Source organism: Sphingomonas phyllosphaerae FA2 (genome assembly GCF_000427645.1).
GTDB lineage: Bacteria > Pseudomonadota > Alphaproteobacteria > Sphingomonadales > Sphingomonadaceae > Sphingomonas > Sphingomonas phyllosphaerae.
The window spans coordinates 2,544,270-2,556,108 of record NZ_KE386571.1; the positions used below are offsets into that span (position 1 = coordinate 2,544,270).

Annotated in this window: 12 protein-coding genes and 1 tRNA gene; 5 read left to right on the plus strand and 8 right to left on the minus strand. The window is 67.3% G+C overall.

What is annotated here, in order from left to right; translation table 11 throughout:
• Positions 1–198: 198 nt before the first annotated feature.
• From purL to bfr, 4 genes are all read left to right on the plus strand, one after another.
• Entirely contained in the window at positions 199–2,415 is a 2,217-nt protein-coding gene (purL, locus tag SPHPH_RS0112335) for a phosphoribosylformylglycinamidine synthase subunit PurL (protein WP_028966956.1), read from the plus strand.
• A gap of 164 nt (positions 2,416–2,579) precedes the next feature.
• Positions 2,580–3,758 (plus strand): DUF418 domain-containing protein, encoded by a 1,179-nt coding sequence (locus SPHPH_RS19715; protein WP_037488537.1) that lies wholly within the window; start codon positions 2,580–2,582, stop codon positions 3,756–3,758.
• Positions 3,759–3,811: 53 nt separating this feature from the next.
• Positions 3,812–3,982, plus strand: a complete 171-nt coding sequence (locus SPHPH_RS21595; protein ID WP_028966957.1) for a (2Fe-2S)-binding protein — start codon at positions 3,812–3,814, stop codon at positions 3,980–3,982.
• Positions 3,983–4,071: 89 nt separating this feature from the next.
• Complete coding sequence (bfr, locus tag SPHPH_RS0112350; RefSeq protein ID WP_028966958.1) at positions 4,072–4,587, plus strand: bacterioferritin; 516 nt, start codon at positions 4,072–4,074, stop codon at positions 4,585–4,587.
• Between the two features lie 196 nt (positions 4,588–4,783).
• Here bfr and SPHPH_RS19720 read toward each other — a convergent pair whose 3' ends face one another.
• The 8 genes from SPHPH_RS19720 to SPHPH_RS0112395 all read right to left on the minus strand — a co-directional run bounded on the left by SPHPH_RS19720 (position 4,784) and on the right by SPHPH_RS0112395 (position 11,359).
• Positions 4,784–5,266: an Hpt domain-containing protein gene (locus tag SPHPH_RS19720; RefSeq protein WP_238303072.1), complete on the minus strand. Its 483-nt coding sequence runs from the start codon at positions 5,264–5,266 to the stop codon at positions 4,784–4,786.
• A 74-nt stretch (positions 5,267–5,340) separates the two neighbouring features.
• Entirely contained in the window at positions 5,341–6,705 is a 1,365-nt protein-coding gene (gene der, locus SPHPH_RS0112360) for a ribosome biogenesis GTPase Der (RefSeq protein WP_028966959.1), read from the minus strand.
• Positions 6,706–6,886: 181 nt separating this feature from the next.
• Positions 6,887–8,212: a PQQ-like beta-propeller repeat protein gene (locus SPHPH_RS0112370; RefSeq protein WP_028966960.1), complete on the minus strand. Its 1,326-nt coding sequence runs from the start codon at positions 8,210–8,212 to the stop codon at positions 6,887–6,889.
• The gene (locus SPHPH_RS19725) at positions 8,209–8,946 is read right to left on the minus strand and encodes a tetratricopeptide repeat protein (protein WP_051272995.1); all 738 of its coding nucleotides are present in this window, start codon (positions 8,944–8,946) and stop codon (positions 8,209–8,211) included. Before SPHPH_RS19725 ends, SPHPH_RS0112370 begins: the two co-directional genes overlap by 4 nt.
• Before the next feature lie 69 nt (positions 8,947–9,015).
• On the minus strand, positions 9,016–9,894 hold the full coding sequence (panB, locus tag SPHPH_RS0112380) for a 3-methyl-2-oxobutanoate hydroxymethyltransferase (RefSeq protein WP_028966961.1): 879 nt from the start codon (positions 9,892–9,894) through the stop codon (positions 9,016–9,018).
• A 23-nt stretch (positions 9,895–9,917) separates the two neighbouring features.
• The gene (locus SPHPH_RS0112385; protein WP_051272996.1) at positions 9,918–10,355 is read right to left on the minus strand and encodes a hypothetical protein; all 438 of its coding nucleotides are present in this window, start codon (positions 10,353–10,355) and stop codon (positions 9,918–9,920) included.
• Positions 10,356–10,358: 3 nt separating this feature from the next.
• Positions 10,359–11,099, minus strand: a complete 741-nt coding sequence (locus SPHPH_RS19730; protein WP_051272997.1) for a Crp/Fnr family transcriptional regulator — start codon at positions 11,097–11,099, stop codon at positions 10,359–10,361.
• 183 nt (positions 11,100–11,282) lie between these two features.
• Positions 11,283–11,359 (minus strand) — tRNA-Pro (locus tag SPHPH_RS0112395).
• 140 nt (positions 11,360–11,499) lie between these two features.
• Between SPHPH_RS0112395 and yajC the strand changes: the two genes are divergently transcribed.
• Positions 11,500–11,838, plus strand: a complete 339-nt coding sequence (gene yajC / locus SPHPH_RS0112400) for a preprotein translocase subunit YajC (protein WP_028966963.1) — start codon at positions 11,500–11,502, stop codon at positions 11,836–11,838.
• The last annotated feature ends 1 nt before the right edge of the window (position 11,839 follow it).

Consider the following 11,839-nt stretch of genomic DNA (forward strand, 5'->3'; position numbering starts at 1 on the left):
CTGCCTTCGCAGGGCGACGGTGGGCGCGGCACCGCCTGTCCTACACTCTCCAACATCTGCTACCCTCGACACGCGCCGACACCCCACCCCGCGCGAACCAACCGCCCCCACACCCCGTTTGGCGCAAACATCGCCAACATCCACCCGCCACCACGCCGCATCTGGCATCCTGTCCCCCGTCCCGCTATGCGCGCGGGCATGACCGTCATCACGCCCCAGATCGTCGCCGACCACGGCCTGTCCCCCGAGGAATATGAGCGCGTCCTGGGTGCGCTCGGCCGCGAGCCTAATCTGGTCGAACTCGGCATCTTCTCGGTGATGTGGTCCGAGCATTGCAGCTACAAGTCGAGCCGCATCCACCTGAAAAAGCTCCCGACCGAGGGACCGCAGGTCATCTGCGGCCCCGGCGAGAATGCCGGCGTGGTCGATATCGGCGACGGGCAGGCGGCGATCTTCAAGATGGAGAGCCACAACCACCCCTCGTACATCGAACCGTATCAGGGCGCGGCGACCGGGGTCGGCGGGATCCTGCGCGACGTGTTCACGATGGGCGCGCGGCCCGTGGCCAATCTCAATGCCTTGCGCTTCGGTCGCCCCGACCATCCGAAGATGCGCCACCTGATCTCGGGCGTCGTCCACGGGATCGGCGGCTACGGCAATTGCGTCGGCGTGCCGACCGTCGGCGGCGAGGTCAATTTCCACCCGGCGTATGACGGCAACATCCTCGTCAACGCGATGACGGTCGGCGTCGCCGAGACCGACAAGATCTTCTATTCGGCCGCTTCCGGCATCGGCAATCCGATCGTCTATGTGGGCTCGAAGACCGGGCGCGACGGCATCCACGGCGCGACGATGGCCTCGGCCGACTTCGGCGAGGATGCCGATGCCAAGCGCCCGACCGTGCAGGTCGGCGACCCGTTCACCGAGAAGCTGCTGATCGAGGCGTGCCTCGAATTGATGGCCTCCGACGCGATCGTCGCGATCCAGGACATGGGCGCGGCGGGCCTCACCTCCTCGTCGGTCGAGATGGCGTCGAAGGGCGGCGTCGGGATCGAGCTGGTCATGGACGACGTGCCGCAGCGCGAAGAGGGCATGACCCCCTATGAAATGATGCTGAGCGAGTCGCAGGAGCGGATGCTCATGGTCCTGAAGCCGGGCCGCGAGGATTTCGCGCGCGCGATCTTCGAGAAGTGGGAGCTGGACTTCGCGGTGATCGGGCATGTCACCGACACCGGCCGCATGGTCCTGAAGTTCAAGGGCGAAACCGTCTGCGACATTCCGCTCGGCCCGCTTGCCGACGACGCCCCGCTCTACGATCGCCCGCACGTCCCCACCCCTGCGCCCAAGGCGCTGGTCGACGTGCCGGAGAGCAAGGATCCTGCCGCCGATCTGCTCGCGCTGATGGGCTCGCCCGACATCGCCAGCCGCCGCTGGATCTGGGAGCAATACGACCACATGGTCGGCGCCGACACCGTCCAGCGCCCCGGCGGCGACAGCGCGGTGGTGCGCGTCCACGGGACGGGCAAGGCGCTGGCGATGACCACCGACTGCACCCCGCGCTATTGCTTCGCCGACCCGGTCGAGGGCGGGAAGCAGGCGGTCGCCGAGGCGTGGCGCAACCTCACCGCGGTCGGCGCGACCCCGCTGGCGATCACCAACTGCCTCAACTTCGCCAATCCGCAGCGCCCGGAGATCATGGGCCAGATCGTCGGCTGTCTCGACGGCATGGCGCAGGCGTGCCGCGCGCTCGACTTCCCGATCGTGTCGGGCAACGTCAGCCTCTACAACGAGTCGAAGGCGACCGGCGGCGGCTCGGCGATCCTGCCGACCCCGGCGATCGGCGGCGTCGGCTTGCTCAAGGACTGGCAGAAGAACGCGACGATCGCCTTCAAGCAGACCGGCGATATCATCGTCGTGGTCGGCACGCGCCAAGGGCATCTCGGCCAGTCGTTGTGGCTGCGCGAGTTGCACGGCCGCGAGGAAGGCCCGCCGCCGCGCGTCGACCTCGATCTGGAGCGCCGCGCGGGCGATTTCATCCGCGCGCAGATCGCCGCCGGGCATCTCGGCGCGGTCCATGACGTGTCCGACGGCGGCATCGCGGTGACGATCGCCGAAATGGCGCTGGCGGGCGGTATCGGCGCGATGATCGACCGCGCGCTCCCCTATGACACCGCAGCGTCGCTGTTCGCCGAGGATCAGGGCGTCTACGTCGTGACCGTCCACGATCATGCGCTGCTCGATTTCCTGCAAGCGGCGCTCGACGCCGGCGTCGAGGCCGAACCGCTCGGCCGCACAATCGGCACGCGGATCATCTTCGAACTGGCCGGCGGCGACTTCTGCGTGCCGCTCGACGCGCTGCGCGCAGCGCATGAGGGCTTCTTCCCCAAGCTGATGAGCACCGAGGCGGCGCTATAGGCTTTTCGGCCGGGCGGGCGGCGTTGACGCGATGTTGCCCCCCACTTCTCCCAGTCACTCCCGCGCAGGCGGGAGTCCAGACGCGCGGCCGTCGCGCTTCTTGCTGAAACCGCGGCGTTTCTGGATTCCCGCCTTCGCGGGAATGACGGAGGGAGTTTGACCCGATGACCGACGCCCCCTCCCGCATCGTCGCGCTCGACCATCTGCGCGGCGCGGCGGTGCTCGGCATCCTGATCGCCAACCTGCCCGGCTTCGCCTTGCCGGTCGCAGCCTATTTCTCCCCCGCTGCCTGGGGCGGAACGACCCTCGCGGACGTGACCGCCTGGGCGCTCACCTATGTGCTCGTCGAGGGCAAGATGCGCGGGCTGTTCGCGATGCTGTTCGGCGCGTCGATGCTGCTCGTCATCGACCGCGCCGATGCGCGGGGCGGCAATGGTGCGGCGCTCCACCTGCGCCGCATGGCGACATTGTTCGTCATCGGCTGCGCGCACCTCTATTTCGTGTGGAGCGGCGACATCCTCAGCCTCTACGCGCTGGTCGGCTATGTCGCGCTGCTGTTCAGCGCCGCGCCGCTGCGACTGCTGCTGTTCGCCGCCGCCGCCTGCCTGTTGATCGCACTCGCCAACGGCCTGGCGATCGCCGGGCTCGGCACCGTCGTCGAGCGCGTGTTCGGCCGCTCCACCCCCGCCGATCTGGCGCGCGAGATCGCCGCGATGCGGGGCGGATGGCGCAGCAACGTCGCATGGCGCTGGCACGAGGAAGCCGGGCCGTTCACCGCCTTCCTCGCCAACGGCCCGGAAACGCTTGCATACATGCTGCTCGGCATGGCGGGGCTGCGCAGCGGCTTTCTGACCGGTGCGTGGCCGCGGCGTCGCTATGCGATGATCGCGGCGGTGGCGCTGCTCACCACGCTCCCGATCTTCGCGCTGGTTGCTGCGCACACGATCGTGCGTGACTTCGACGCGCATACCGTGGTCCTCGCCAGCTTCGTCGTGTCGCCGCTACTCCGCCCCTTGACGGTTGCAGGCTATGCCGCACTGTTGCTGATGACGGTGCAAGAGGGTCGCGTCGCCGCCGCCGGTCGCGTGGCGCTCAGCAATTATCTGGCGTGCAGCATCGCCTCTACCGCCCTGTTCTACGGCTCGGGTGCGGGACAGTTCGCCCGCTGGGACCGCGCGGCGCTCTACCTGCTGCTCATCCCCGCCTGGGCGGCGATGCTGGCGTGGCCGCGCTGGTGGCTGGCGCGGTTCTCTCATGGACCGGCGGAGTGGCTGTGGCGGTGCGCAGCACGTGGCACATGGATCAGGTTTCGTCGCAGTTCTTGCGAACGCGACGCAAATTAGCTTGCGACACATTCGCATTATCGCTACTTGGAGGAGAATAAGAAGGAGCGGTTATGGTCGTTTGCGTCTGCAATGCGATTCGCGAATGTCAGGTCCGCGAGGCGGCACGCGCCGGCGCAACCACCGCCTGTCAAGCGTATCGCTGCTATGGTCGTCAGGCCAAATGCGGACAATGCGTCGCGTTCGCACGTGAGATCATCGAGCAGGAACGTGCGGCTGCGTAACGCTTTCATCTTCGCACTTCAGAGTTTTCAGGCTTTCTTCGATACACCCGCGCATGTATTCGGCTTCCATTCCATTGGAGGCAGGTACGATGAAGGGTGACCCGAAAGTCATCGAGTTTTTGAACGAGTCACTCAGGAACGAGCTGACCGCCATCAACCAATATTGGTTGCATTACCGTCTGTTCGACCACTGGGGCGTCTACAAGCTCGCCGAGTTCGAACGCCACGAATCCATCGACGAGATGAAGCACGCCGACTGGCTGGCGGAGCGCATCCTGTTTCTTGATGGCCTTCCCAACTTCCAGCTACTTGGCCGGTTGCGGATCGGCGAGACGGTCGAGGAGATCCTCAAGGCCGATCTGGCGATGGAAATCGAGGCCGTCGCGCAGCTCAAGGCCGCGGTCGCTTATTGCGAGGAAGTGAAGGACTTCGTCAGCCGCGAACTGTTCGCGCGCATTCTCGCCAGCGAGGAAGAGCATGTCGATACGCTGGAGCGCCAGTTCGAGATGATCGAGCGGATGGGCATCCACAATTACATCCAGCTCAATTCGATCAGCGAGCATGACAAGCCGGAGAGCGGCGCGGCACCCTATCTGAAAGGGTAACGCGGGACGGCGGCGGGTTCTGCCCCGCCGTCCTACCTCCGTGCCCGAACCTGATGCGGGATGGTGAGAGAAGCCTTGTCGCCAGCACACCGACCGTTCGTGCTGAGCTTGTCGAAGTACGTGGCCAGCGGCGCACCTTTCGACAAGCTCGGGGCAAACGGTAGATTATAGCCACCGGCGGGCGGAATGCCGTTCTTCAGCCGATCTTACGTCCGAAACCGCCCGGGCCACGCGGACGCACTGGCGGTACAAAAGCCGGTGCGGCAGGTGCCGGCGGCGCAACCGCCACCGATGCCGGTGCCGCTGCTACCGTCACCCCCGCCTCACGCTCCAGCAGGCCCAGCGTCTGCAACAGAACCGGGCGCAGCGCGACGACATCCTCGATCGCGCCCTCGGGCGAATCATGATGCTCGATGCACAGCCGTGCGTGATCCTCGATCTTCTCTGCAATCGCCGCCAGCGCCAAGGCGCCGAACTGCCGCGCCTCGCCTTTCAGCGTGTGCGCCGGGATGACCATCGCCACCGCGTTGGCCTTGCGCACCGCCTCTTCCAGCGCGGTGAGCGACTTGATGCCATCTTCCCGAAAATAACCGAGGATGCGGGCGAAATCGGTACCCAGCTCGGCCTTGGCACGCGCCAGCGCCGGACCATCGACCAGATTGCTCGTTTCCACCGACACCTTCGTCTCCCGCCGCCCTCCGGACACCTGGGTCCGGGGATAAAGGCGATCGGTAAACGGCCGGTAAGCGCGCCTTACTTGCCGAACGGATTTTTCGGAGCGCGTAGCATCAGCCGCACCGGCACCGCGCCGAACCCCAATTCGCGGCGGATGCCGTTAATGAGGTAGCGCTGATAGCTCATCGGCAATTCGTCGACGCGCGTGCCGAACAGCACGAAACCCGGCGGTCGCGTCTTCGCCTGCGTCAAATAGCGCAGCTTGATCCGCTTGCCACCCGGTGCCGGAGGCGGGTTGGCTTCGATCGCGCGCTCGAACCAGCGGTTCAGCTCACCGGTACCTACCCGCCGCGACCATGCCTCGCGCGTCTCGAACGCGGCCGCGATCAGCTGGTCTATGCCCTTGCCGGTCGCCGCGGAGACCGCGAGCAGTGGCACGCCCTTGACCTGCGCCAGCCCCTCGTCGAGCGCCTTCTTGACGCCGTTGAACAAGCTGGAGGCGTTCTCCGCCACGTCCCATTTGTTGAGCGCAATCACCAGCGCGCGGCCTTCCTCAAGCACGCGGTCGGCGATGCGCAGGTCCTGCGCCTCCAGCCCCAGCGTCGCGTCGAGCAGCAGCACCACGACCTCGGCAAAGTCGACCGCGTGCAGCGCATCGGCGACCGAAAGCTTTTCCAGCTTGTCCTGCACCTTGGCACGCTTGCGCATCCCGGCGGTGTCGATCAGCCGCACCTGGCGGGGGCCGTCGGGCCCCTCCCACATCCAGTCGATCGCGATCGAATCGCGCGTGATCCCGGCTTCGGGCCCCGTGATCATCCGGTCCTCGCCCAGCATCCTGTTGACCAGCGTCGACTTGCCCGCATTCGGCCGCCCGACGATCGCCAGCTTGAGCGGCGCGTCGGGGCTTTCGAGGTCATAGGGTTCCTCGGGCTCCGGCTGGAGCGGGTCGAGATGCGGCAGCAGCGCCTCGAACAGCTCGACGATCCCCTCGCCATGCTCGGCGGAAAAGGCGACCGGGTCGCCAAAGCCGAGCGCCATCGCCTCATAGAAGCCGCCGTCGCCCGCGCGCCCCTCGGCCTTGTTGGCCAGCAGCACGATCGGCGTGTCGGACCCGCGCAGCCAACGCGCGATTTCCTCATCGAGCGGTACGATGCCGGCGCGCGAATCGATCACGAACAGCGCGACGTCGGCGGCATCGACCGCGGCCTGCGTCTGCTGGCGCATCCGACCGGGCAGCGTGTTGGGGTCTTCGTCCTCGTAACCGGCGGTGTCGATGATGCGGAAGTCGAGCCCGAGCAGATGCGCATCGCCTTCGCGCCGGTCACGCGTTACGCCGGGACGGTCGTCGACCAGCGCGAGCTTCTTGCCGACGAGGCGATTGAACAGCGTCGACTTGCCGACGTTGGGGCGGCCGACGATCGCGACGGTGGGAAGACGGGACATGCGGGTGACCTAAAGACTTATCGGCGTGCGCGATAGGGGCGGGCGGCGTGAGGCACATCAAAGGCCTCAGACCGGCGCGTCGCCCCGTGCTTGACCCGGGGCCCCGCTTCTTCCCTGCCTGAGAGGGAAAGCGGGGCCCCGGATCAAGTCCGGGGCGACGAAAACTATTCGGGTTGCCGACTTAACGCCAGGCGGTGATCACGCCCTTTTCATCGAGCGTGTAGAGCGTCTGGTTCGCGATGATCGGCGCCATCGAGAATTGGTCGCCCGCTTCGATCGTCGTCTGGACGCTGCCGTCGGTCACCGAGGTGCCGACCAGTTCGCCGCGCGAGTTGGTAAGCCACAATTTGTCGCCCGCCAGCACCGGCCCGAACCAGTTGTAGGGATCGTTGCGCTTTTCCTCGTTCTTGAAGGCGCGCAACTGGCTCACCCAGCGCAGCTTGCCGTTGGCGCGCGAGAGGCAGACCAAACGCGCATCGTCGGTGACGAGGAAGATCCACTCGCCCGCGACCCACGGGGTCGAGATGCCGGCGAGGTTCTGCTCCCACATCCGCTGCCCGGTTGCGATCTCCAGCGCGACCATCCGGCCGCCCTCGCCGATCGAATAGACGCGGCCATCGTCAATCACCGGATCGGCGTCGATATCGGCAAGGCTCGACACCGAGGTGGTGATCGAGGTGCGCGACAGCGCGTCCTGCCACAACGTCCGGCCGTTTTCGTAGCGATAGGCGTTCAGCTCGCCGCTCGAAAAACCCGCGATGACCGTGCCCGAGCTGGCGGCCGGGGCGGCGACGCCGAACACGCCCTGCGTCTCGAGACTCGCCGACTGCGTCCAGACGACCTTGCCGTCGCCCTGATCGAGCGCGAAGATCTGATTGTCCTGGCTCAGCACATAGACCTGACCGTTGGCGACGGTCGGTGCGCCGCGCAGCGGACCGCCCGGCTTCGCACGCCATACCACCGCACCATCGGCCGCGTTGACCGCGACGACATCGCCCAGGCCATCGGTGGCGTACAGCTTGCCCTCGTCATAGCTGACACCGCCGCCGAACCGCGCGCTCTTGTTCTCCTCGGTTTCAGTCAGCGCGCGCGTCCACAGCTTCGTTCCGGTGTCGGCGGCGAAGGCGTGCAGCGTCGCATCGACATCGACGACGAACAACTTGTTCTCGGCGACGACCGGCCCGGCGGCGAGCCGCGCGCGATTGTTGCCGCCGTTGATCTGCGCGGTCCATGCCTTCGCCGGGGTCGCCGAGGCGAGCAGCAGATTGCCCATCGACTTGGCGGCATTGCCGCCCGGCTGCGTCCAGGCGTCGTTAGCGACACCGACCGGCAACGTGACCGGCACGTTCTCCAGCCCCTTGTCGACGGTCGCCTGATTCTCCGACATCAGGATCGGGACACGCTGCCCCACGGTCGGGGTCTTCTTGGGCGCGCCCTTGAAGATGCCGCAGCCGCTCAGCCCCACCAGCGCGGCGAGCGCCAGGCCGGTCGCCACCCGTGTCGTCATCGCGTCGTGCTACCTTCGTTCTTGGCCGGCGCAGCGGCACCGGCGGCCGTCGGCGACGCAGGCGTCGCCTTTTCGTCCAATACGCCCGCCATCTGAACCGCACGTTGACGCAGCGAGGACGGCACCTGCGTGTCGGCGGCGATCCGCGCGAACACCTGTCCGGCCAGGTCGCGACGCCCCTGTTGCAGATAGGCGGCGGCCATCAGCTCGCCCGCGCTGCCCAGCCACGGATTGCCCGCGACCGCCAGCGGGCGCATCCGCTCCGCCACGACTTCGGGCTTCAGCGTGTCGAACTCGGCGCTGGTCTGGCGGATCAGCGCGAGATCGCGGAACGGCTGCGCCACGGACGTATCCTGCGCGACGCTGGCGAACTTGGCCGCCGCGCCCTTCAGATCGTTCTTCTGCAGCAGCACATCGGCCTGCGTCAAGGTCGCCAGCACGCGATAACCGTCGCGCTTCGACTGCGTCAGCGTCGCCAGCGTGTCGCTCGCCGACTTGGTGTCATTGGCGGCAAGCGCATCATAGGCGGTCTGCAACTGCTCGCCCTCGCGCCCGGCGGCCTGTTCCTGACGATGCTGCCAGAACAGATACGCGCCGAACGCCGCGAGCGCGATCACGACGGCGGCGATCAGCGCGACGCCATAGCGACGCCAGACGTGCAATGCCTGATCGCGACGCAGCTCGTCGTCGACCTCACGCAGGAACGCTTCATTGTTTTGGGGCGTCAGGGCCACCGAATACTCCGGGCTTCACGGAAAAACGCCCGGCGTGTAGCGGTTCGCCGGGATAAACGGAAGGCCCGCCTAGTCCTTGGGCGGATACAGCTGCTCCGGACCGGGAAAGGCGCGCGAGCGGACTTCGGCGGCGTACTGCTCCGCGCGTTCGGCGACGAAGCTCGCCATGTCGCCATAACGCTTCACGAAACGCGGCGTGCGCTCGAACAACCCCAGCATGTCCTCGGCGACCAGCACCTGCCCGTCGCAGGCCGCCGACGCACCGATGCCGATCGTCGGAATGTCGATCGTACGCGTGATCTCGACCGCGATCGGCTCGACCACGCCCTCGATCACCAGCGCGAACGCGCCCGCCTCCGCGACCGCGCGTGCATCCGCGACGATCTTGCGCGCCTCCGCCGGGCTGCGCCCGCGCGCGCCATAGCCGCCCAGCGCATTCACCGCCTGCGGGGTGAGTCCGATATGGCCGACCACGGGAATGCCGCGCTCCGCCAGGAACTGCACGGTGGAAGCCATCGCGATCCCGCCCTCCAGCTTCACCGCCGCCGCGCCGGTCTGCTTCATCAACAGCGCCGCGCTTTCGAACGCCTGCGCGGGCGACGCCTCGTAGCTGCCGAACGGCATGTCGATCACCACCGTCGCATGATGGCTGCCGCGCACCACCGCCGCGCCATGCGCCGCCATCATCTCCAGCGTGACCGGCACCGTCGAGGGCAAGCCGTAGATCACCTGCCCCAGACTGTCGCCGACCAGCAGCATGTCGCAATGCGGGTCCATCAGCTGCGCCATCCGCACCGTATAGGCGGTCAGCATCACGAGCGGTTCGCCCTTGCCCGCAGCGATCGCCGCCTTGCGCGCGCGGATCGCCGGGACGGTCAGCCGCTTCATCGGCGCGGCGACCGGAGTCGCTCGGCTGGTGGCGGTGTCGATGGTGAAGGTCGTGGACATCGCGCCCTGCTACGCCACGCGCGTCAAACGATCCAGCCGCGTCGACGCGCGACATGCGCCAGATGCAGCGCCAGCGCGCCGATCGCCAGGATCAGCAGCGGAAAATAGAGCACATACGGCCCCTTCACCGCGATGATGTCGGTCATCGCGAACATCCAGCCGAACTGGATCATCACCGCCACCAGCGAGACGGTCAGCAACGCGACCGCAAATCGGGTCCGCACCAGCAACGCCAAGGCGCCGAGCAACATCGTGCCGGTCGCGATCGCGTAATCGGCCCGGTACCAGAGCGGGAGTTGCGCGAACAACGCGCGGTCATAATCGCTGGCCGCCCCCATCGCGTCCGCGCCGTCGCGCAGCTGGCTGATGCACGCGGCGACGCCCATAATGCCCCACAGCACCAGCACCGCCGCAGCGGCATAGAACCACCAGGGTGCGCGCGTCTTACCTTCGCCTTGCATGGCTCACCGCATAGCAACCAGGTGGTCGGCCGACGACACATAATCCGCCATCCGCGCCAGTTCGGCGGGCAGCAGCAGCGTGACCACCCGCCCCTCCAGTTCGATCAGCTGCTGTTGCCGCATCATCTGCAGCGTACGGTTGACGTGCACACTGGTCAGCCCGAGCGTGTCGGCCAACATCTCCTGCGTCAGTGGCATCTTGAAGTGCGTGTCGCTCGCCAACCCGACGCAGCGCAGTCGGTCGCGCAATTCCAGCAGCAGATGAGCGAATCGCTCGATCGCGACCTGTCGCCCAAGCCGCGCGGTAGCGTCGAGCAGATGATGCACCGTCGTCATCGCATGCCGTCGCAGCGCCGCGTCAAGCGACGCGCCATCGGGCAACCATGTGCCGTCGAGGTCGATTAGCGTCACCGGCGTCAGCGCGACGATCGTCGCCGGATAGGCCGCGTCGCGCTCCAGCGGCAGCGGATCGCCCGGCAGCAGCAGATGCTGGATCTGCCGTCGGCCATCGGCGAAATGGCGGACCAGCGCCGCCCAGCCGGCCCGCATCGTCCAGATGCCCGCGACCGCCTCCCCCTCGTGCACGATCTCGCGGCGCGAGCGGACCACGCGCGGCGCGAATCGACGGTGGGTCAGGCCGATCGACGCCGACAGCCCCGGTGCGAGCTGCTCAAGCCGGCGGTGCACCGGATCGTGGCGATCGATCGTCACGCGCGGCGGAGTCGGGCCAGCCGACGTGCTCATGGCGGCGGGCGCGAATGATCCGCGCGGCAGGAGACAACGGCTTTGGCGGATGACGCCATCTGACCTCCACGCGCCGGAGGTGCGGGAGCCGGGTCGGAATCCCGGAGTCGCGCCGAACGGAGCGACGCCCATCGTACCAGCCGCGCAGCGGCGAAGGAACGGAAATCATTGAATTGTAACGATTGGTCGGGGCGACAGGATTCGAACCTGCGACCCCCACACCCCCAGTGTGATGCGCTACCAGGCTGCGCTACGCCCCGACCGAGGGGGGGCCTCTACGCCCGGTCGCGACACGATGCAAGCGGGTTGGCCGCATGTTGCGCGCGACGCGCCGCAATGATAGCGGCAGCGACTTCGCGCGGCCGTCTCCCGGCCGCCCAACGGTCATGCACGGAAACCGATGCTCATCTCTCCCGCTTATGCGCAGACCGCCAGCGGCGCCGCCCAGGGCGGCGGCCTCGCCGGCTTCATCAGCCTCGCGCCGCTGCTCCTCGTCTTCGTCGTCTTCTACTTCCTGATGATCCGCCCGCAGCAGCGCCGCATGAAGTCGCTCCAGTCCGCGGTCGCGGGCGTGAAGAAGGGCGACACGGTCGTCACCGCCGGCGGACTGATCGGCAAGGTCACCCGTGTGGAGGACGACGCCGTCGAGGTGGAGATCGCGCCGAATACCCGCGTGCGCGTCGTCAAGGCGACGCTCGCCGAGGTTACGCCGCTCGGCGGCAAGCCGGCAAACGACTGAC

Coding starts and splice junctions, on each gene's coding strand:
- der (WP_028966959.1), bottom strand. CDS start 6,705: ATGTCCCGTCTTCCCACCGTCGCGATCGTCGGCCGCCCCAACGTCGGC.
- purL (WP_028966956.1), top strand. CDS start 199: ATGACCGTCATCACGCCCCAGATCGTCGCCGACCACGGCCTGTCCCCC.
- yajC (WP_028966963.1), top strand. CDS start 11,500: ATGCTCATCTCTCCCGCTTATGCGCAGACCGCCAGCGGCGCCGCCCAG.
- SPHPH_RS19715 (WP_037488537.1), top strand. CDS start 2,580: ATGACCGACGCCCCCTCCCGCATCGTCGCGCTCGACCATCTGCGCGGC.
- SPHPH_RS0112385 (WP_051272996.1), bottom strand. CDS start 10,355: ATGCAAGGCGAAGGTAAGACGCGCGCACCCTGGTGGTTCTATGCCGCT.
- panB (WP_028966961.1), bottom strand. CDS start 9,894: ATGTCCACGACCTTCACCATCGACACCGCCACCAGCCGAGCGACTCCG.
- SPHPH_RS0112370 (WP_028966960.1), bottom strand. CDS start 8,212: ATGACGACACGGGTGGCGACCGGCCTGGCGCTCGCCGCGCTGGTGGGG.
- SPHPH_RS21595 (WP_028966957.1), top strand. CDS start 3,812: ATGGTCGTTTGCGTCTGCAATGCGATTCGCGAATGTCAGGTCCGCGAG.
- bfr (WP_028966958.1), top strand. CDS start 4,072: ATGAAGGGTGACCCGAAAGTCATCGAGTTTTTGAACGAGTCACTCAGG.
- SPHPH_RS19730 (WP_051272997.1), bottom strand. CDS start 11,099: ATGAGCACGTCGGCTGGCCCGACTCCGCCGCGCGTGACGATCGATCGC.